We start from the raw sequence: 20,888 nt of genomic DNA on the forward strand, positions 1-20,888 counted from the left end.
CAGAGTAGCAGGAATAATATGAAACACTATAATAGAGGTTGGTTCGTTAGTTTTAGCTAACCAACCTCTATTTTTATAGCAAAGGAGTAATGTATCATGGATAAAGAACAAAGTCCTATGTCCAGACTGTTGGAATTTGCTGCTCCATACAAGAGTAAATATGTTCTATCAGTCATTTTAGCAATCCTGGGTGTTGCCGCAGGATTCGTACCATTTTATGCTGTTTCTCAAATCGCGCTGCTGCTGATGAAAGGGGAAACCTCTGTTTCTGCCTATATGGGGTATTGTGCGACAGCCGGTATCGGTTTTCTGGCGAAAGTTTGCTTTTCCAATCTTTCCACTTTTGTTTCCCATACCGCGACCTTTGAAACTCTGGCCGAAATCCGCCTTAGTCTTGCAGACAAACTCACCAGGGTTCCCATGGGTTATATGATGAATACCCCTTCCGGTCACCTTAAAAACATTTTGGTAGACCGAGTGGAAGGGATGGAGACGACTCTCGCCCATTTGATTCCTGAACTGACAGCAAATCTTTGTGTTCCCGTTTGTATTTTGATTTACCTGCTATTCCTTGACTGGAGAATGGCACTTGCTTCCCTGGTGACATTTCCAATTGGAGTGCTCTGTTATAAAGGAATGGCAAAGGGCTATGAGGAAAAATTCCAGGGACTTATGATGCGTGGGCGCAAGATGTCAAATACGGTTGTGGAATACATCGGAGGAATCGAAGTTATTAAAGCCTTCAATCAATCCGCAAATTCCTATCAGAAATATTCTGACGCGGTAGAGGACAATGCCGCTTATGCTGTAAACTGGATGAAAAGTGTCCAGCTCTATAAGTCCATGCTCTTTACAATCTGGCCCAGCGTGTTAGTCAGCATTCTTCCCATCGGCTGTATCCTGTACCGAAACGGAAGTCTCAGCGTTCCGGTTTTTGTCACCTGCATGATCTTGTCGCTGGGTATTATTACCCCGGTCCTTAATGCAATGAATTTTACTGACAGCATAGCCCAGATGAAATCTGTAGTAGGAGAAATCTGCTCCGTTCTGGATGAAAAGGAATTGGAGCGGCCTGAAAGGCCTGCCATGATTCATTCATCAGATATCTCAATGGATAATGTCAGTTTTACCTATGAGGAAGGAACCTCTCTTCTTAAGGAGATAAACTTATCTATTCCGGAAAAGACCATCACTGCATTTGTCGGCCCAAGCGGAGGAGGAAAGTCTACCATTACGAAACTAATCGCCGGTTTTTGGGATGTGACATCCGGGGCAGTCAGGATTGACGGCATCGACATCCGCAAAATACCTTTGGAGCAGTTAATGGATCAGATTGCCTATATTTCCCAGGACAATTATCTGTTTGATGAAACGGTTCTTGAAAATATCCGAATGGGCAAACCTTCAGCAACCGATGAAGAGGTGTATCAGGCGACAAAGGATTGCGGCTGTTATGAGTTTATCCTGAAGCTGGAAAAGGGCTTCCAGACTGTTGTGGGAAGTTCCGGAGGCCATCTTTCCGGCGGTGAGCGCCAGCGAATTGCCATTGCCAGGGCTGTCTTAAAAAATGCCCCTATCGTCATACTGGACGAGGCTACCGCCTACATTGATGCAGAGAATGAAGCGCTGATCCAGGAGGCTATGGCAAAGGTCATTGCCGGGAAAACGGTTCTTATGATAGCGCACCGGTTATCGACAATCACCGATGCGGACAAAATTGTAGTGGTAAAGAATGGACACATTGAAGCGGAAGGCACTCATGAAGAACTGCTTGCATCCTGTGCCTTGTATCAGAACATGTGGAGAGCACATTTAGATACCAAGGATGCCGCATAAGGAGGTGTAAAAAATGGTAAGTACTTTAAGAAAAATATATGGTTTTTCCGGCAGAATGCAGGGGACCATGAAAACAGCAATCCTGTTTTCTGTGCTTCATTCCATCTTTGATATGATGACTTTTGCAGCCCTTGCCCTGGTTTTTTCCGGCATAATCGATGGATTTGAGACAGCTGCTATCTGGCAGATATTCGGCATTGCTTTTGCCGGCATGATTCTAAAAATCTGCTGCAGCTATATGACTGATTTTAATAAAGTAAAGATCGGCTACTTTATGTGTGCGGAAAAACGCATTCACATTGGGGACCGCATGAAATATATGCCTATGGGCTATTTCAGCGACCATAATCTCGGCAGCCTCACCTCTGCAGTTACCACGACGATGGGAGATATTGAAAACAACGCCTCCATGGTACTGACAAACATTCTGGGAGGTTATATTCACGCTGCGGTCATCACACTCGTTATGCTCTGTATTGACTGGCGGATTGGACTGACGATTTTCTGCGGCATCCTGTTATTCACTTATTGTATCAGCAGCCTGCAAAAGAAATCGGAAAAGGTTTCACCGGAACGGCAGTCTGCACAGGAAGCTCTTGTTTCCAATGTGCTGGAATATGTACAGGGAATGCTCATCGTAAAATCCTTTAACCTGGGGCGTGACTCCAACAGCAAGATAAAGCATGCAATTGTGGAGAGTAAAAATAAAAATCTGAAGCTGGAGCATTTATTCATTCCCTATACGGTTCTTCAGCAGATCATCCTTTATGGAACCAGCGTCATAGTGATTGTGGAGGCTTTGCTTTTCTACCTGAATGGATCCATGAACCTTCCGATGTGCCTGCTAATGGCAGTGGCCTCTTTTATGCTTTTCGGGCAGCTTCAGTCGGCCGGCAATACCTCTTCCCTGCTTCGCCTTTTGGATGCATCCATGGATAAGGTAGAGGAAATTAATAAAACCCCTGTGATGGATGAACAGGGAAAACCCCAAAAGCCCGTTAACTTTGATATTGCCTTTGAGGATGTATCGTTCTCTTATGGAGATCATAAGATCCTGGATCATGTGAACCTGCTGATTCCTCAAAAGAAAACAACAGCCATCGTGGGGCCCTCCGGATCAGGCAAAAGCACCCTCTGTAATCTGATTGCCCGTTTTTGGGATGTGGACAGCGGACGAATTACAATTGGCGGTATTGATGTCAGGGACTACACCTTGGACAGTCTGTTGACGAATATCAGCGAGGTATTCCAAAAAGTATATCTGTTTGCCGATACCATAGAGAATAACATGAAGTTCGGAAGGCCGGATGTTTCTCATAAGGAAGTGGTACTTGCCGCAAAAAAGGCTTGCTGCCATGATTTCATTATGAGCCTGCCAAACGGATACAAAACCGTGATTGGAGAAGGCGGTGCTACACTGTCAGGCGGGGAAAAGCAGCGGATCTCCATTGCACGCGCCATTTTAAAAGATGCTCCCATCATCATTTTGGATGAGGCCACTTCCAGTGTTGATCCGGAGAATGAGAGTCTGCTGATGAATGCAATTGCAGAATTGACGAAAAACAAAACGGTTATTATGATTGCTCACCGCTTAAAGACAGTTCAGAGAGCTGACCAGATCCTTGTTTTAGCCAATGGGCATATTGTGCAGAAAGGGGCTCATGAAGAACTGGTGAATCAGAACGGTATCTATTCTGATTTCATTGGTATACGGAAAAAGGCAATCGGCTGGAAATTAAAATAAGCCAGGAGGAGAAAATATGCTGCTTTATGCATCAGGTGAGGACTATCTGGAGGCAATTCTTGTGTTAAAGAAGCAAACCGGCGCGGTACGCTCCGTCGATCTTGCCCGATACATGGGATATTCAAAGCCCAGCATCAGTCACGCTGTTGCCATGCTGAAAAAAGGAGGTTTTCTGGATACCGACGAGGACGGGTGCCTTCTTTTGACTGACTCAGGGCAGGAGATTGCAGAAAAGATTTATGAACGTCATTGCTTTTTTAAAAATCAGCTTGTATCAGCTGGAATAGACCCTCAAATCGCAGATAAAGAGGCCTGCCAAATGGAACATATCATTAGCGATGAAACTTTTCAAAAAATCAAAAAGCATTTATGCCAAAGAAATAAAGAGGATAGCCATCACCAGGCGTAAAGCTGAGAATTTAAGATGTTTATCTGCGATGCGGATCAATGTACAAGACATAAAGAGCCTGTCCCATTTATAAAAGGACAGGCTCTTTACATAAACATGTTAGGTTTCTGAATTTTGATGGGATGCGTCATGGTTGTACTCATGATACTGCTTTGTATAATGGTTGATTTTATGAGATACTTTTTCAAGATGCTTATTCATTTCCTGAATCTGAGCTTCCACATTCTTCTTATGTTCGATCAATATATCGCACCGCTGTTTGAGTGTCTCTCTGCCTTCTGCACTTAATTCCACAAATTCCTTGATTTGTTTTAAGGACATGCCTGTGTTCTTGAGACAGCAGATCAATCCCAGCCATTCTAAATCATCTTCAGTATAACTTCGGATGCCGCTTGTGCTTCTGTTGATATTGAACAAAAGACCTTCTTTTTCATAGTAACGCAGTACGTGTGCGCTTAGGTTTGTACGTTCCGATACCTGTTTGATTGTATAACCCATATAGATTTCCTCCCCTTATAATGGAATTATAGTTGTTATTCAAAAAATATAAACATCAGAGATAATTCCTGAAAAAATAGCCCCAAATTTCTGCTTTTTGTGGTTAAACCTTTCATTTTAATAATTTTTCAATTTGTTATTGACTTAGAGTTAAGATTAAGGTTTATGATACCAATATACAATCAAAATAACAGTTTGTCAAATTGCAGATTGGGGGAAAATATAGTGAAAACATTAACAGATTGTTATGAACTTTCAGGCGGTGTGAAAATCCCATGTATTGGCTTCGGCACATGGCAGGCACAAAATGGAGATATGGCCGTCACATCGGTGAAAGAAGCTTTAAAATGTGGTTATCGTCATATTGATACCGCCGCAGGTTATGGGAATGAGGAAAGCGTAGGCATAGCTGTAAAGGAAAGTGGTATTGCCCGCGAGGATATTTTTATTACCAGCAAACTTCAAAATGATATGCATGGATATGAAAATACCATGGAAGCCTTTAAAAAGACGATGAAAAATCTTGAAATGGATTATCTGGATCTTTACCTGATTCACTGGCCTAATCCAATCAAGTACCGTGATCAGTGGCAGGAAGCCAATGCCGGCACCTGGAAAGCTTTTGAAGAGCTTCACAAAGCCGGACTCATTCGCGCGATAGGAGTCAGCAATTTCCAACCTCATCATTTTGATGCGCTTATGCAGACGGCGGCAGTTCAGCCAATGGTCAATCAGATCCGGCTTTGTCCCGGCGATACACAGGATAACGTGGTAGATTATTGCAGAAAGCATTCGATTCTTCTGGAGGCATACAGCCCCCTTGGCGTAGGAAAGATTTTTGAAGTTCCGCAGATGCAGTCACTGGCACAAAAGTACGGAAAGTCCATTGCCCAGATTTGCGTGCGGTGGAGTCTGGAACGCGGATATCTGCCGCTGCCAAAATCCATCACGCCCGAACGTATCCGGGAAAATGCTGATGTATTTGATTTCCAGCTTTCCCCTGAGGATGTGCAGGCAATTGCCGACTTAAAAGGCTGCTGTGGATATTCTGCAGATCCTGATACAATCACATGGTAAAACAGACAAATAAACAAACCAAAAAATAAACCAAAAGAAAGGGTAAAAATAATGCTTAACTTTGATTTCTATTCACCGGCACGTATACTATTTGGAAAAGACACGGAGAATCAGATTGGTGCTCTTTTAAAACCCCATGCAACCAAGGTTCTGCTGCATTACGGTGGAGGCAGCATTAAAAAGAGCGGACTATATGACACAGTGATCACTTCACTGAAAGAGAATGGGCTTTCTTATGTGGAACTGGGCGGCGTGGTGCCAAATCCCCGTCTTTCCCTGGTACATGAAGGAATTGCCTTATGCAAAGAAGAAAAGGTGGATTTAATCCTGGCAGTGGGCGGCGGAAGCGCCATTGATTCTGCCAAGGCCATTGCAATGGGTGTATATTATGATGGTGATGTCTGGGAGATTTACGAACAAGGCAAAGCAATTGAAAAGGCGCTGCCCGTAGCCACAATTCTCACCATTCCTGCTGCTGGAAGCGAAGCAAGCGGTGACACAGTTATCACCAATGAGGAAAAACAGCTCAAATACGGTTATGGCAGCCCCCACCTGCGTCCTTTGCTCAGCGTCATGAATCCGGAATTGTTCTACACCCTGCCAAAGAATCAGATCGCAAACGGTGTGGCCGACATGATGAGCCATGTTTTTGAACGTTACTTTACCAACACCACACATACCGATCTGACGGATGGTTTGTGCGAAACAGTATTAAAGACCATCATAAAGAATGCTCCGCTTGTCCTTGAAAATCCCGGGAACTACGATGCATGGTGCGAGGTAGGTTTTGGAGGTACAGTTGCCCATAATGGTTTGGTGGGTATGGGACGTGAACAGGACTGGGCCTGCCATGGCATGGAGCATGAACTCAGTGCCATCTACGATGTGGCGCACGGAGCAGGCCTGGCGGTACTGACTCCTGCATGGATGCAGTATGTATACAAGGACAACGTGAACATGTTCGTGCAGTTTGCGGTTAATGTCATGGGTGTGAAGGGCAGTTATCGCGATCCGGATGCAATGATCCAGGAAGCGATTTTACGTTTGCGTGAATTTTTTTACAAGATGGGACTCCCGGCAACTCTTGAAGAGCTCGGCATCGACGCCAGCCAGCTTGAAATAATGGCTAAAAAAGCGACAGGTGCTGCATTTGGAAATGAGGGGCCCATTGGCGGCTTAAAAAAGCTGTACTGGCAGGATGTACTTGAGATTTATAAGCTGGCCCAATAAAAATTAGTCTGAAATAAGAGAATACAATTTAATTCAGTTAAGGAGGTACAAGGTCATGAGAACAGTTAAATTAGGAAATTTGCAGGTACCGGTAATTGCAGTCGGCTGCATGCGCATCAATAAACTGGATAAGTCCGAAGCAGAGCATTTCGTACAGGAAGCACTGGATTTAGGCACTAACTTTTTTGATCATGCAGATATCTATGGCGGCGGCGTGTGTGAGGAGATATTTGCAGAAGCGGCCCATATGAACGCATCTGTTCGTGAAAAGATGTTCCTGCAATCCAAATGCGGGATTCGTCCAGGCATTGCGTTTGATTTTTCTAAAAAACATATTTTAGAAGCAGTAGACGGCAGCTTAAAAAGACTGAAAACGGATTATCTGGATGCATTGCTGCTCCATCGTCCGGATGCTCTGGTGGAGCCGGAAGAGGTTGCCGAGGCATTTGACATCCTGCAAAGTACAGGTAAGGTACGTAACTTTGGTGTTTCCAATCAAAACCCAATGCAGATACAGCTGCTTAAGAAGTTTGTTAAACAGCCGATTATTGCGAATCAGCTACAGTTAAGCATTACAAACGCCAACATGATCTCCCAGGGGATTCATGTCAATATGCTTGATGATCAGGCCGTGAACCGGGATGGCAGCGTAATCGATTTCTGCCGCTTAAATGACATCACCATTCAGCCATGGTCTCCGTTCCAGTACGGATTTTTTGAGGGTGTATTCCTTGGCAATGAAAAGTTTCCAAAGCTCAATGCCAAGATTGATGAAATTTCTGCTAAATATGAGGTCAGCAACACGACCATCGCCATGGCATGGCTGCTTCGCCATCCGGCCCATATGCAGCCTGTGACCGGGACCATGAATGTGGAGCGATTGAAGGATTGTGTCAAAGCCGCCGATATTAAGCTGACCAGAGAGGAATGGTACGAGATTTACATTAGTGCAGGGAACATTTTACCGTAAGCAAAAAGATGTAAATATAAGCGGTTATCTTCGAACCGCCATTCATAAACCACCCTGCCGAATTACAGTTTTTTATTCGGCAGGGTGCAATGATGAGCTACTATTCCATTTATTTTTCCAGCAGTATAGAAATTGTTGTGTTATCTGCACGATAAGTGCTGCCTGCAACATCTCCAAACACTTCGCATATTCTAAAACCCACATCAGTTGCTTCTTTCATCAACATTTCTCTTGTAAAACAGGTATTCCATAAATAGTAAGAGATAGCCCCTGTATCGTGAACAATAGAAGTTTGTTCTAGCGTTACATTCTCAGGATACCGATAGCAACCGTTAAATGCAATATAGTTCTCTTTACGCCAAAATCCCCCATCCTGACAAATCTCCCATGTTTGTTTCTCTTCAAAATCGTTATATTTAGCCATTGAAAAAACATCCAATAAGAACCTTCCCCCAGGTTTTAGATGACGATATACCGTGGTCATTACTGTTAACCTGTCTTCAGTTGAAAGAGCACCGTAGTCACAATAGATCATTGTTGAAAAATCATAGTTACGATTCAAATCCATGGTTAAATAATTCTGATATAAGTAATGAATATCTAAATTACTTTTTTTCGCAGATTCTATTGCATAATTTATAGATCGTTTGGAAAAATCAATTCCTGTCACCTGATAGCCCATTTGTGCAAATTTTTCCGCATATATTCCTGGCCCGCAGCCAATGTCAAGAAGCTGCCTGCACTTTGACGGTGGTGCAATCTCTTTTATCCAAATAGCAGATTTATCAATGAACGCTAACTTTCTGCTGGCACCTTCAAAGCCAGGATCCAGATGGGCTTTGAGCATTTGCTTGGATATATGCTCATCATCCCAAAATGGAACGGTTGTTTTCGTGTACAGAGGCGGTTTTTCTAAAAATGGAATTAAACTTTTAAGCATTATGTTTTCTCCTTTCAAAATGAACAAAAGAAAAAGCCGTAGATTTTACTCTACGACTAATCTTCCTAAGAAAAAAAGAAGTTAAGAGTAAAATAAAATCAAACATCAGGCACAAAAACAAAACTGTGTAAACAGCTTGTTTTTAAACCTATTGAATTGATTTTATCTGCTCTTTTCCAGTGATATCCATGCCACCGATTATGTGGCATCAGATATGCCGGACTTCCATCACCTTTTCTTTTAAATTTTATGTTTTCATTTTATAGTACATAACTTACTTTGTCAACAATGTCTGACAGATGTATGGGTTCCCTTTTGAGGGTATAATAATCTTAACATGAGATATCAAATAAAAAAGAGTATTCCCATGGGGCGCACTCTATCTATATGATAACCGATTGGAAAGAAAAAGTCTATATTTTTATAAAATTTCATTATATAATTTTCACTGTTGCAAAAAATAAAAGATTAATAGGAGAATAAAAATGACAAAAACAAAGATAGCCAATATCCCTTATGGACCGTATGTTACTGTTTTAGCAGGGGCTTCTGTAAAGGGAAAGCCAAACTATGCCACCATTGGAGCGTATGGAGTTGTAAGTCAAAAGCCTGTACTTTATATTTCTCTAAAGAATACCCATTACACAACAGCCGGAGTCATAGAAAACGGATACTTCTCTGTAAACATTCCCTCTTCCGATGATATAGAAAAAACGGATTATTGCGGGACTGCAACGGGCAATCAAACAGATAAATCAAACATATTCGAGTCTTTTTACGATAATGCAGGTAATGCACCCATGATAAAAGAGTGCCCGGTAAATTATCTTTGTAAAGTAATTCAGACGATTCCAATCTTTGATTTTACAATGTTTCTTGGAGAAATTGTTGCGACTTATGCGAATGAAGATTGTCTGGAAAATGGCAAACCAAATGCTTTAAAGGTCAACCCTACTATCATGATGGATTCCGGGTATTTTGATATAAAGGATAGAGTGGGTTCCATATTTCAAACATGCAGCGGGAATCGTTAGAATCAAAAAGGAAAACAGGTATTTGTCTGAACCGGCTGAAGAAAATTCTAACATCAGGATAAATCTTTCATAAAACGGTTGACATTGACGCCGCGTAATAGTTTATAGTGGTTTTTGCAAGGGGGTGAAAAGATGGAATACACCATAAATAAACTGGCGAAATTAGCGGGGGTTAGTACAAGAACACTGAGGTATTACGATGAGTTAGGATTGCTTTCACCCGCCCGAGTCAGTTCCAATGGATACCGGATTTATGGGCAAAAGGAGATCGATCGGCTGCAGCAAATCCTTTTTTACCGTGAACTGGGGGTATCGCTGGAAGAAATCCGAAATATTCTTGCTTCCAAAGACTTTGACGGACTATCGGCGCTGGAGAGCCATTTGACTGCCTTGCTTGCCAGGCGAGAGCAATTGAATTTGCTTGTCGCCAATGTCGAAAAGACCATTAAGACCATGAAAGGAGAAATGATAATGAGTGATCAGGAGAAGTTTGAAGGCTTCCTTCAAAAGCTGGTGGACCATAACGAGCATCAATATGGAGAGGAAGCCCGGGCAAAATACGGGGATGAGCGCGTAAACCGCTCCAACGCCAAGGTTTTAAATATGAGCAAGGAACAATTCACTGAACTGGAAAGGCTGACGGAAGATTTGAACGAAACATTAAAAGCGGCCTTTGAGCAAGGCGACCCAGCCAGTGAACTGGCGCAAAAAGCCTGTAAGCTGCATAAAAGATGGCTCTGCTTTTATTGGGACGATTACAGCAAAGAAGCTCATAAAGGCGTGACGCAGATGTATGTGGATGATCCGCGTTTTACTGCTTATTACGATAAGATCTCACCCGGATGCGCAGCGTTTCTGCGGGACGCAGTTGCGATATACTGCAAATAAGTTTATAGAAGGTCCAAAAGATAGAAAGCCCACTTGCTGGAAAGCAGGTGGGCTTTTTCGCTTAATATGCGGGGAGGTTTCAAAAGCTTAGAGTCACCTGCTGCGGAAAACTTCCGATTAACTTAAGGGCAATATCATACAAGCATTCTATTAGAATGTCAGCTCGGAAGATAATTAATAAAATTTGCAATCAGAAAGTCTTGACAAGATATATCATAATAATATATCATAATGATATATTAAGCAAACAAAAGGTGCACAGATGAAAGAAAATACAGGGAAATCAAAATATGTAATGCTGGGAATGCTCGCCCGCATGCCGCAGACTGGTTATACCATAAAAAAATGGATAGAGAACGAATACAGCCATTTCTGGCAGGAGAGTTATGGTCAGATCTATCCGACTCTCAAGAAAATGGTGGCTGAGGGGCTTGCCGTCACCTCTAATAACACGCCGACTGGAAATGGGCGGGGACAGATCGTATACAATATCACTGACGCAGGCAGAAAAGAGCTCTCAGATTGGCTGAGGGAGGAGCCGGAAATCGAGAGGATCAGGTACGAACTATTGCTTAAAGTTTCCTTTGGTGAAAACACGGAGCCGGAGGTGCTGCTTGATCATCTGGACAATTTTATCAGAAGAAATGATAAGCTGGTCAAAGAAATGAACGGCTATATGGAGCTCTGCGGGCAGTTTAAGGAACAAGATATTGACTGCTCCTACAGTCAGCTGACCGCACTTTGCGGCGTTTATGTTTATTCTGCAATGAGGGATTGGGCTGTTGAGGCAAAGAAAATAATTATAGAGAAAGAAGATGATAACTGACAGAATAATTTTTACAATATGTAACCATTAACCGTATAGATGAGTTAAGGAGAGAGGGATCTCTCATAAAATCACCCATTCATCTATACCACAAAAAGAATAAGCCTATAACCCATTTTTTTCCGGCTATAAACTTATTATATGAGGAGAATAGCTATGAGCACTCTGGTTGTATATTTTTCGTTTACTGGCAGTACGAAATTCATCGCAGAAAAGATTGCAGAAACGCTGGGCGCTGACATTACGGAGTTAAAAACAAGCAAAAACTATCCGAAAGAAGGATTCCGGAAATACTTTTGGGGAGGAAAGAGTGTCATATTTGGAGATAAGCCAACATTAACAAATGAACTCGTTGATTTAAATCAGTATGACACGATTATAATTGGAACCCCCATCTGGGCCGGGTCATTTACACCGCCAATGAAAAGCTTTATCAGTCAATACAATATCCAGGGCAAACGGATCGCTCTGTTTGCCAGCCATGCAGGAGGCGGAGCCCAAAAGTGCTTTACAAAACTAAAGAAAGAGCTTTCCGGGAACGAATTCATCGGTGAAATAGATTTTGTAGAACCAAAGAAAAGCTTAGAGGAAAATTTGCCGAAAGCTGTCAGTTGGGCCAAGGGCCTTGCCATCTGATAAATACACGCGATTGTCTGCCATAAGGCAGCAGCCGTCTGTCAGTCATTAAAGATGGCGGGAGATAAGGCGTTATCATAACGGATTTTTAATAAGGTAGATTGGAGATACAAGAATGGGGAATACGGATAAGTTTGAAATGATGGCTGATAGATACGACACTCCGGAAAGAATCCAGATTGCAAAGGTATCATCTAATGCCATTCTTGAATACGTGGTTGATGCAAAAAGTAAGAATGCCATTGATTTTGGGTGTGGAACCGGCCTTGTAGGAATGAATTTGCTAAACGATTTTAATTCTATGCTCTTTCTGGACACATCAAAAAACATGATTCATCAAATAGAGCAAAAAATTTTAAGCTTTAATATACAGAATGCAGCTACATTATGTTTTGACGTTGAAAAAGACAGCCTTACAGATTTACATGCTGACTATATTTTTATGGCTCAGGTGCTACTCCATATCAAAGACTTTGATTTAGTCTTATCAAGATTATATGAGACTTTAGAAAAGGATGGGCATTTAATAATTGTAGATTTTGATAAAAATGAAAAAATCGCCTCAGATATGGTTCATAATGGTTTTGACCAGGCAGAATTAACGGATGTTATGTCAAAAATTGGGTACAGGGATATTCAATCGAAAACAATTTATACAGGAAGTAAAATATTCATGGGGCATGATGCTTCCTTATTTGTTCTTGATTCTCATAAATAGAGCCGGAAAAATCAGATTTTTGGGTTTAGTTCATGCCAAAAACGAATAAAACATTAGAAAAACAGCGCAAAACAAAAAAACATCTTGCAAAGTTTAGAAAAAATCGTTATGATAATTTTAATGATACAAAGGGAGGTGGCTTGATGTCGTCTATTCGCTAAGATAATGAACAATAAAATTTAGCTCTCATATCACGAGGGGTTTTTTGTTGTACTTATTTTGCGGATATATGAAGCTCAGGCTGCCTGTAATTCGGTTGAAAAATTATAGGTTTTATTTGCGCAGGCAATGAATCAGGTGAACATCAATGGAAGTTCGCCAGGAGACTGCCGCAATACCGTGGAAACCAGTAAAGCGTGTTTTTTTACGCTAGGGTGCGATAAGTAAGCAGATAGCTCTAAGTGACAGAGTTATCTGTTTTTTATTGTTCAGAATATCACATAATGGAAATAAATTATTTCGCTCAAAAGGAGAATGTATTTTTTATTATGATCAGAGAATTGAAAGAAACCGATATCGATCAGATTATGAAAATATGGCTTGATACGAATATCAAGGCGCATCATTTTATTGACAGCAGCTATTGGTTAAAAAGCTATGTAACAGTTGAAAAAGTTCTGCCCCAGGCAACTGTTTATGTGTATGATTCCAATGGTCAGATCCAGGGATTCCTTGGACTGAACGGGGATTACATTGAGGGGATTTTTGTTGATGCAGACTATCAATCCAAAGGAATTGGAAGAGAACTGCTTGGTTATGCCAAAGAGAGGCATAACAAACTTCTTTTAAATGTTTATAAACGAAATGAAAGGGCAGCAGCGTACTATTTGAGAGAAGGCTTTGTGGTTATGACGGAACAGATTGAGGAGGATACAAAAGAACGCGAGCTCACGATGGTATGGAAGCCGCTTGAAACAGAAAATACCGCTTATAAATAACCTTTACGAGGGGAGGAAGCATTTTATGATATTTAGCACGGTTAGCTATGCGTAGCAAGGGCTATTGCATGGCATCAGAAAATTGATACTTGTATAGCCTTTGCCCATTCCTGAACATATAGATAGGGAGGAGCATAATGAGCTATATCAAAGCAGCCGATGTGCTGCCAAAAGAAATAATAGATTTAATACAAGATTATATTGACGGTGAATATATTTACGTCCCAAGAAAAGAAATCAATCGAAAAGCATGGGGAGAAAACACCAGTAGCAAAGAGATGATTCTTATCAGAAACATGGAGATCTACGAAAAATATACAAAAGGAATATCAATTGACCATCTTTCGGAGACTTACTATTTATCACCAAAAAGCATACAAAAAATTATTGCAAGATTAAAACGGAAGAACCAGTAAACAAAGAAGCACCATGAAACTGTATGGTGCTTCTTTGCTTCTGAAACGTGAAATCGGTTGCTGTTAAATAGAAACAGAACCTATAATATCTTATGAAAAGAGCAAGTGCAGCCACAGTGCTTGTCCCTGATCAGGAGGTAAAACAGGTGAATAAGAAAAAAGAAAATAAAATCAATAAAGGTATAAATACAGATGCTTTTCAGGCTACGGTTGTAAATATCATGAATAAACAAGTGAAAGTTTTATCAAAAGGTGAAGTCTTTTCTTGCCTGCTTCCCGGTTCATTGATCTCGAATAAGAATTCCCTGGTTGTTGGTGATGAGGTTGAAGTAGGAAATGCCGGAAACGGTCAATATAAACTAATACATGTACTCTCTAGAAAAACCGCCTTATATCGGGGAAATCGCCGTTCTCCAGAGGAGAAGGTACTGGTAGCAGCGAATGTCCAATGTCTTTTGGCAATCGTGACCGCAGATTACCTGCTCAATCAGGCTGGTTACCTGGAATCGGCGATCATTGCCGCCAGACGCGCAGAAATTCAAGTCGGCATATTTATCAGCAAATGGGATTTGATCGGAGAAAGCGCTCAGGCTTTGTTGGAAGCCAAACTGGAACTGTATAAAAATACCGCCGGCTTTGTATTTGCAGGTTCCGCTCGTGAGCGGCAGGAAGAACTATTTAAAACAGTTGAGGGAAAAACTGTGGTTGTCATTGGTGACAGGTCCTGCGGAAAAACAACTCTCATACATGGAAGTGATTCCCGCTGCCCGATGCCAAGCACTCATACCAGTGTATTGGAGGTTGGCCTTAAAGGAACCTTATGGATTGATACGCCCGGATTCCGGGATTTTGCCCTGCAGCAAATCTCCGAGGAGGAGCGAAACGCGGTATTCCCTGAACTGGCACGATTTACAGAAGGCTGTTATTTCAGGAATTGCACCCATGTCCACGAAGATGGGTGTCAGGTACTTGAGGCCCTTCGCACAAAGAAACTTAAAAGGGAACGATATGATGCTTATCAGAAGATGACGGATGTCAAAGCTGCTTCAAGCATTACCCCCAAAATTGATTACCGGCATACCGCCTGCACAGAGAGCTTCACCTGCGAAGTTTGCGGAACGCTTGTGGTGCCGGAAGGTGCCGGGAGCCGGCATCGAAACCATTGTCCGAAGTGTTTATCAAGCATTCATATAGACAATGATCCTGGCGACCGCGCTTCCCTGTGTAAAGGAATTATGGAGCCGGTCAGTGTTTGGGTACGCAAGGGGGGCGAATGGGCGATTATTCACAGATGCCGAACGTGCGGTACTTTGAGCTCAAATCGAATTGCAGCAGATGATAATCCAGCCATGCTCATGTCCATTGCAGTAAAGCCGCTGGCTATGACACCATTTCCACTGAATAAACTGGAGAAGCTGTTTGGTCCGTAAGAGAATCGTTATTAGGGCGGTAGATACATACGCCCTAATTTTTTTTACTGCCGTCAAGCTGCCAGCTTCACAGTTCATATGATTGTGAATACTAGACTTGACAGTAAAATAAAGAAATGTTATATTTGTATGTACAAACAAAGGAGGGAATGTTTTGAATTGTAATTGTGAATCAAACGATCAGGAGTGTATGCTTAATGGCTGCTTGTTTTTTACTTCTGCGAAACTCGCCCGGGAATTGGGAAAAATGGCAGATGAAGCCTTCAGCAAAACCGGGTTGTCACCCAGCCATGCAATGCTCCTGTATATTGTAAACCTCAAAGGTGGTATACCACAGAAAGAAATTGGCGAAATGCTGCATTTGACACCGTCAACCATAACCCGCCTGCTTGAGAGGCTTGAGCGAAAAGGACTTATTGCAAAACAAGCGGAAGGAAAGAATGTATATCTCAATACGACACCAGAGGGCCTTACCATGCAAAATGATATTTTGACAGCATGGAATCAGCTTCAAGAGAAATACAAAGACGTTTTGACAGAAGAAGAAACCCTTAAATTTATAGAAATCAGCAACAAGCTTCTTGAAAGCCTGGACGATAAAAAAATTAAATGAGAAATCAAATTAAGGAGGTCATGTCTATGGAAGAAATTTATATCAGAAGAAGTATTCGTAAGTTTAAAGAGCAGGAAGTGGAACCTGAAAAAATCGATAAGCTGCTGCGCGTAGCTATGCAGGCTCCATCGGCTGCCAATCAGCAGCCCTGGGAATTCATTGTGGTAAAGAATAAGGAAAGACTGGCTCAAATTGCTCAAACTTCTCCTTATGCGAAACTGGCTGAGAATTCCGCTGTAACCTTTGTTTTGCTGGCCAATGACAAAGAATTGAAAGTACCCACCGGTTGGGAGCAGGACATGAGTGCCGCGGCACAAAACATGCTTCTGGAAGCGGTTCATCTGGGACTTGGGGGCGTATGGCTTGGCGTTGCTACATCTGATGTTGTTACAGAAAATGTGAGCCGCTTGTTTCATCTTCCGGATAATATCAGGCCCTTTGCGCTGATTTCTATCGGATACCCTGATGGACAGCATAATGAATTTGTTGACCGTTATAAGGCGGATCGGGTGCATTACGAAATTTGGTGAAAAACGAAAAGGAGAGCTAATAAATCAATGATTAAAGTTGTTGCGGAGAATTTTATTAAATCAGAAAAGGTAGAAGAATTTATTGTATTAGCAAAGCAGCTTGTACAGGATACCCGGCAGAACGACGTTGGCTGCATCCGCTATGAGCTGCTGCAGGATATAAAAGACCCACAGCTTCTGACAATGCTTGAGGAATGGGAAGATCAGGAAGCACTGAACAAGCATATGGCGGCAAAGCATTTTAAGGAAGCCATCGCTTTATTTGCGGATCTCGTGGAAAAACCAGGTAATATTAATCTTTATAAGACGTTAGTCTGAAAAGGGAGGGGCAGCAAACTATGAAAATGGATTTCCCTGTTGCTAAAACAGTCAATGCCCGCAGCAGTGTCAGGACTTATGAGAACCGTGATCTTTCAGCAAATGAAAAGGCTCAAATCAACGCCTATATAGATAACTTATCCAATCCTTTTTCCGCAGATGTTACCTTCCGGCTTCTGGAAAAGGCTTCATCGACCGATGGAGAAAAGCTGGGAACCTATGGTGTCATTAAAGGTGCAGGGAATTATATTGTTGCATCGGCAGCAGATAAAGAACTGGCTTTGGAAGCCCTTGGCTATTCTTTTGAAAAACTGATTCTGTATGCCACATCCCTTGGACTTGGTACCTGCTGGCTTGGGGGGACCTTTAACCGCAGCGGTTTTGCTGCGGCCATGAATCTAAAAGAAGGGGATCTTTTTCCTTGCATTTCTCCCATCGGTTATCCTGCAGGTAAAAAAAGTACTATGGAATCATTGATGAGGTGGGTATCAAAGGCAGATCAGAGAAAAGAATGGAGCGAACTATTTTTTAAACAGAATTTCTCACAACCTTTGACGAAAGATGATGCGGGGGAGTTTGCATTCCCGTTGGAAATGGTGCGTCTGGCTCCTTCCGCTGTTAATAAGCAGCCATGGAGAATCGTTCAGGATAATGATGCGTATCATTTTTATCTGGCAAGATCTCTAAAAAGCGACAACGAAAAAGTTGACCTTCAAAGAGTGGATATGGGCATAGCAACCTGCCATTTTCATATGGCCGTATTGGAAAAGGAATTGCCGGGGAAATTTCAAAAGCTTGCAAAACCCGGGATACAAAGCCCGGAACAGATGCAGTACATCTATTCCTGGATTCCAGGTTAATGGCAAAAATCCGCTGATCCCATGTTACAGATCAGCGGATATTTTAACTTAACAGCTTATATATCTAAATTCTATACTGGTTATAGCTACCGCGCCGGCATAATCATTAAAAGCTGGAATACGGGCAATACTTAGTAATGCAAAATCCTCTGCATGAATAAAATCCTCTAAAAAAAATTCTATTACATAATGATTATACTGCTGGCTGCCAGGTGAATTTTGAACAAGGATGTTCTCCCTGTTAACAGTACTTAAATTAGCGATATCAATTACTTCGTTAGCTTTGGTAAATAATGATGAGAGTCTGATTGAGAATCGGTCTCCTATTGGTATGCTTGAATTATCACTTATTAAATGTACAAACACTCTCGATTGACGGAATCCTTTTCGAGCATCTTTTGGTACACTAAAAGTTAGTGAATATTCATCTGTATCACCTTGCGGCATAAGCCAGCCTAGTATAAAAATTCCGGATCCTCCCAGCTGTTCCGTATCAGGTCCAGTAGTATTAGCATCATTCATATTTCCAGAGTTGAATATTAATGATTTATATTTCAGTATTTTATGATCGCTACAATTACTATTTAACATATTAATATATCTCCTTTCATAATATAGTATATTTTGCATGTCCGAGTAATGTTACTAATTATAGGAACCTCGTTTTCGCTGTAAGTTTAACATAAGTATGTATGGAAGAGATCGCTAATTTATGGATAAAAAGCATATTTCAAAATGTATGAAAGCAGAAAATTTTATAGTTAACAAAGATATCTGAAAGGCTGTAAAAAGGTAAGAAATGACAATCTAATTTAAGCTGTTTTTACCCTGCCATAAATCGAAAGAACGTTGACTTATTCCGAAAACGAGTATATAATCAATTTCAGTCTGAAAAAACATTATCTTAGAAAAATTAAATATTTAAGTGATCTAGGGTTCCGCAGTTTAACTGGTTTGTGACCGAGAGAGAACTCGCAGTTATATTGCTGTGTCACGGAAGGATAAAAGCCTGGGAGATATCAAGATGATATCATTCAGGCTTAAATTTTCTGGAATTTTGGGATTAAAGTTTACTTCTGCATAGTTATATTTCTGCAGGAATACCATTCAAGGAAGGGGAGAAACACCAAATGTTTAGAGAAATGAGAAGAAACAAACAATTATTATCGCCTGAGGATACAATCGCAGTAATGGACAGATGCACCAATGGTATCCTGGCATGCTTCGGGGACGACGATTATCCCTACGCTGTGCCGCTGAGCTACGTATATTTCAATGACAAAATATATTTCCATTCAGCAAAGGCCGGGCATAAAGTTGATGCAATCACAAAATATCCTAAGGTATCTTTTTCGGTCATCGATGAAGATACGATTGTAAGTAAGGAATATACTTCTTACTTCCGCAGTGTTATCGCCTTTGGAAAAGCCAGAATTGTGGAAGGCGATGAACGATCGGAGGCATTTAAGGCTTTGGTGCAAAAATATTCAGGCGATCTGCCGGAAGATGTCAGGAACAAGGAAATAGCCGGATGTACCCATGCTTACGTTATTGCAATTGATATTGAGCACATAACCGGCAAGGAAGCAATGGAGTATGTCAGAGCAAAACAACAATGATTCTTATACACATAATATAAAGCGATGACGTTCAGGCCCCTCCATTCATCATGTTTGACGCTGGGCCTATGGGTTGATGAATGGAGAGCGGCTGGGAACGGCAAACAGATTAATCTGCACATTGGTGTTGTTTCCATCAAAACAACCTTTTTCCATCTGAAATATCTATATCAAATTCTTTAGCAGCACTGGTCTGTTTAAATGGATTTATCTTATCCATTACTCCATCATGTTTAAATAGTGAGCCTGTGTTTTTAAACCAAAATGTTATATTTGCTTTTGCACATTGTTCACGGATATTAAGCACCCAATCATAATCACATTCACGAGCATCCCGACCTGTTTCACCACCAACTGTAACATGGTCGACTCCATGAAGATAAGGTGTTAAATCTATCGCTCCTAAAAGCGGTGAACAGGCTATAAATCGCCGTTTTATCGGATAGGATAAAAATAATGGAAGTCTATAGTCTGCCAGTTCTTGATTTTCAACAGTACACCCAATATTTACATTATCATATCCTGCACCCCAATCCGATGGAAGCGACACGAGAAAACGGTCAATTCGCTTTGTCAAAATCAAAAATTCTAAATCTGTTCTTTTCCTGATCATAGCCCAAATCTCTTTACGCCATTCGTCTGCTTCAGGAAGAAAGAAATCAGTGGCAAAACATGTTGCAAGAATTTTATCTCCTTTAATCCTGTATTCGCCTTTTGCATTAGTCCGTATCGGCCAGTCGAATTTATCTGTTTTTTGTATGGTGTTTTGACCATAGCGTTTCGCATGCGGCCCGTAAAAATAGCAATTTGTGCAGCCATCACTTATTTTGTAGCAGCCTGTCCATGGCTCCCAGTTCATAGGCAACCTCCTTATTTGGTTGGGTGTCATTTATCAAAGCACGATTCATACTGTTTCACAACTTCAATGGGAAACATAGTGCGTTTGGCGACTTCTTCAGCCGACATGCCCTGACTGAAAAAGCGCTTTATAACCGTATTCATATCCTCTGCAATTTCTACAATATGCTTATCAGGGTCATATATCCGAATGTCACGCTGCCCCCACGGGTATTCCTTTATTTCATGTAACCATTGCAAGCCAGATATATTTTTTAATTCGGCATATACTATGTCTAAATCTTCCACTTCAAAATAAACTTGAAAGTTATGTGATTGTTCTTTTACACTATCGATTACTACACCGACGAGTTCGGCATATCCCTGTTGCAGAGAAAAGCCCTCAAAGGTTACATGTGAGCCAATATCCATTACAATATTTTGATGAAGAATTGTTTCATAAAAGTGTTTAGAAACGGATATATCCCTGACCGCTAAAAGACATCCTTGATATTTCATAT

The 20,888-nt window shown here is 41.4% G+C and carries 24 protein-coding genes and 1 riboswitch; of the genes, 19 read left to right on the forward strand and 5 right to left on the reverse strand.

Features of this window, described 5'->3' with window-relative positions:
• Window positions 1-96: 96 nt before the first annotated feature.
• From BMW45_RS16230 to BMW45_RS16240, 3 genes are read left to right on the forward strand one after another with little or no spacing between them, the layout of a single operon-like run.
• The gene (locus BMW45_RS16230) at window positions 97-1,836 is read left to right on the forward strand and encodes an ABC transporter ATP-binding protein (RefSeq protein WP_092245755.1); all 1,740 of its coding nucleotides are present in this window, start codon (window positions 97-99) and stop codon (window positions 1,834-1,836) included.
• Window positions 1,837-1,849: 13 nt separating this feature from the next.
• Window positions 1,850-3,580, forward strand: a complete 1,731-nt coding sequence (locus BMW45_RS16235; protein WP_092245758.1) for an ABC transporter ATP-binding protein — start codon at window positions 1,850-1,852, stop codon at window positions 3,578-3,580.
• A 16-nt stretch (window positions 3,581-3,596) separates the two neighbouring features.
• A complete protein-coding gene (locus BMW45_RS16240; protein ID WP_092245761.1) occupies window positions 3,597-3,989 on the forward strand; it encodes a metal-dependent transcriptional regulator in 393 nt (130 codons plus the stop codon).
• A 99-nt stretch (window positions 3,990-4,088) separates the two neighbouring features.
• Here BMW45_RS16240 and BMW45_RS16245 read toward each other — a convergent pair whose 3' ends face one another.
• A complete protein-coding gene (locus BMW45_RS16245) occupies window positions 4,089-4,487 on the reverse strand; it encodes a MerR family transcriptional regulator (protein ID WP_025233899.1) in 399 nt (132 codons plus the stop codon).
• Window positions 4,488-4,712: 225 nt separating this feature from the next.
• Between BMW45_RS16245 and BMW45_RS16250 the strand changes: the two genes are divergently transcribed.
• The 3 genes from BMW45_RS16250 to BMW45_RS16260 are packed head-to-tail and all read left to right on the forward strand — an operon-like array spanning window position 4,713 to window position 7,764.
• Window positions 4,713-5,564, forward strand: coding sequence for an aldo/keto reductase (locus tag BMW45_RS16250; protein WP_092245764.1), 852 nt, complete (start codon window positions 4,713-4,715; stop codon window positions 5,562-5,564).
• A gap of 51 nt (window positions 5,565-5,615) precedes the next feature.
• Window positions 5,616-6,794, forward strand: coding sequence for an iron-containing alcohol dehydrogenase (locus BMW45_RS16255; protein WP_092245768.1), 1,179 nt, complete (start codon window positions 5,616-5,618; stop codon window positions 6,792-6,794).
• 55 nt (window positions 6,795-6,849) lie between these two features.
• Entirely contained in the window at window positions 6,850-7,764 is a 915-nt protein-coding gene (locus BMW45_RS16260; RefSeq protein WP_092245771.1) for an aldo/keto reductase, read from the forward strand.
• 109 nt (window positions 7,765-7,873) lie between these two features.
• On the opposite strand, the gene BMW45_RS16265 is transcribed toward BMW45_RS16260, so the two are convergent.
• Entirely contained in the window at window positions 7,874-8,704 is an 831-nt protein-coding gene (locus BMW45_RS16265; protein WP_092245773.1) for a class I SAM-dependent methyltransferase, read from the reverse strand.
• 485 nt (window positions 8,705-9,189) lie between these two features.
• Between BMW45_RS16265 and BMW45_RS16270 the strand changes: the two genes are divergently transcribed.
• From BMW45_RS16270 to BMW45_RS16325, 12 genes are all read left to right on the forward strand, one after another.
• Entirely contained in the window at window positions 9,190-9,738 is a 549-nt protein-coding gene (locus BMW45_RS16270) for a flavin reductase family protein (protein ID WP_092245776.1), read from the forward strand.
• Between the two features lie 132 nt (window positions 9,739-9,870).
• Window positions 9,871-10,626 (forward strand): MerR family transcriptional regulator, encoded by a 756-nt coding sequence (locus tag BMW45_RS16275; RefSeq protein ID WP_092245779.1) that lies wholly within the window; start codon window positions 9,871-9,873, stop codon window positions 10,624-10,626.
• Window positions 10,627-10,888: 262 nt separating this feature from the next.
• Complete coding sequence (locus BMW45_RS16280) at window positions 10,889-11,452, forward strand: PadR family transcriptional regulator (RefSeq protein ID WP_092245782.1); 564 nt, start codon at window positions 10,889-10,891, stop codon at window positions 11,450-11,452.
• 156 nt (window positions 11,453-11,608) lie between these two features.
• The gene (locus BMW45_RS16285) at window positions 11,609-12,088 is read left to right on the forward strand and encodes a flavodoxin family protein (RefSeq protein ID WP_025233891.1); all 480 of its coding nucleotides are present in this window, start codon (window positions 11,609-11,611) and stop codon (window positions 12,086-12,088) included.
• A 115-nt stretch (window positions 12,089-12,203) separates the two neighbouring features.
• Complete coding sequence (locus BMW45_RS16290; RefSeq protein ID WP_092245785.1) at window positions 12,204-12,806, forward strand: class I SAM-dependent methyltransferase; 603 nt, start codon at window positions 12,204-12,206, stop codon at window positions 12,804-12,806.
• 488 nt (window positions 12,807-13,294) lie between these two features.
• Complete coding sequence (locus BMW45_RS16295) at window positions 13,295-13,744, forward strand: GNAT family N-acetyltransferase (protein WP_092246601.1); 450 nt, start codon at window positions 13,295-13,297, stop codon at window positions 13,742-13,744.
• Window positions 13,745-13,881: 137 nt separating this feature from the next.
• Window positions 13,882-14,160 carry a CD3324 family protein gene (locus BMW45_RS16300; protein WP_092245788.1) on the forward strand — a complete coding sequence of 93 codons (279 nt, stop codon included), beginning with the start codon at window positions 13,882-13,884 and terminating at the stop codon, window positions 14,158-14,160.
• 146 nt (window positions 14,161-14,306) lie between these two features.
• Window positions 14,307-15,590, forward strand: coding sequence for an RNHCP domain-containing protein (locus tag BMW45_RS16305; RefSeq protein ID WP_242883074.1), 1,284 nt, complete (start codon window positions 14,307-14,309; stop codon window positions 15,588-15,590).
• A gap of 247 nt (window positions 15,591-15,837) precedes the next feature.
• Window positions 15,838-16,203 (forward strand): MarR family winged helix-turn-helix transcriptional regulator, encoded by a 366-nt coding sequence (locus BMW45_RS16310; RefSeq protein ID WP_166433379.1) that lies wholly within the window; start codon window positions 15,838-15,840, stop codon window positions 16,201-16,203.
• A gap of 26 nt (window positions 16,204-16,229) precedes the next feature.
• A complete protein-coding gene (locus tag BMW45_RS16315) occupies window positions 16,230-16,733 on the forward strand; it encodes a nitroreductase family protein (RefSeq protein WP_092245794.1) in 504 nt (167 codons plus the stop codon).
• 27 nt (window positions 16,734-16,760) lie between these two features.
• Window positions 16,761-17,051 (forward strand): putative quinol monooxygenase, encoded by a 291-nt coding sequence (locus tag BMW45_RS16320; protein ID WP_025233884.1) that lies wholly within the window; start codon window positions 16,761-16,763, stop codon window positions 17,049-17,051.
• Between the two features lie 20 nt (window positions 17,052-17,071).
• Window positions 17,072-17,911, forward strand: coding sequence for a nitroreductase family protein (locus tag BMW45_RS16325; RefSeq protein WP_092245797.1), 840 nt, complete (start codon window positions 17,072-17,074; stop codon window positions 17,909-17,911).
• 48 nt (window positions 17,912-17,959) lie between these two features.
• Here BMW45_RS16325 and BMW45_RS16330 read toward each other — a convergent pair whose 3' ends face one another.
• Window positions 17,960-18,502: a hypothetical protein gene (locus BMW45_RS16330; protein WP_092245800.1), complete on the reverse strand. Its 543-nt coding sequence runs from the start codon at window positions 18,500-18,502 to the stop codon at window positions 17,960-17,962.
• Window positions 18,503-18,830: 328 nt separating this feature from the next.
• A riboswitch (guanidine-I (ykkC/yxkD leader) is annotated at window positions 18,831-18,929 on the forward strand.
• 112 nt (window positions 18,930-19,041) lie between these two features.
• Between BMW45_RS16330 and BMW45_RS16335 the strand changes: the two genes are divergently transcribed.
• Complete coding sequence (locus BMW45_RS16335) at window positions 19,042-19,530, forward strand: pyridoxamine 5'-phosphate oxidase family protein (RefSeq protein WP_092245803.1); 489 nt, start codon at window positions 19,042-19,044, stop codon at window positions 19,528-19,530.
• Window positions 19,531-19,666: 136 nt separating this feature from the next.
• On the opposite strand, the gene BMW45_RS16340 is transcribed toward BMW45_RS16335, so the two are convergent.
• Together BMW45_RS16340 and BMW45_RS16345 are read right to left on the reverse strand one after the other, a co-directional pair.
• Window positions 19,667-20,419 carry a DUF5131 family protein gene (locus BMW45_RS16340; protein WP_465220282.1) on the reverse strand — a complete coding sequence of 251 codons (753 nt, stop codon included), beginning with the start codon at window positions 20,417-20,419 and terminating at the stop codon, window positions 19,667-19,669.
• Window positions 20,416-20,886 (reverse strand): VOC family protein, encoded by a 471-nt coding sequence (locus BMW45_RS16345; RefSeq protein WP_092245809.1) that lies wholly within the window; start codon window positions 20,884-20,886, stop codon window positions 20,416-20,418. Before BMW45_RS16345 ends, BMW45_RS16340 begins: the two co-directional genes overlap by 4 nt.
• Window positions 20,887-20,888 lie beyond the last annotated feature (2 nt).

The sequence above is a fragment of the Lacrimispora sphenoides genome (genome assembly GCF_900105215.1).
In the GTDB taxonomy this organism is placed as follows: domain Bacteria; phylum Bacillota; class Clostridia; order Lachnospirales; family Lachnospiraceae; genus Lacrimispora; species Lacrimispora sphenoides_A.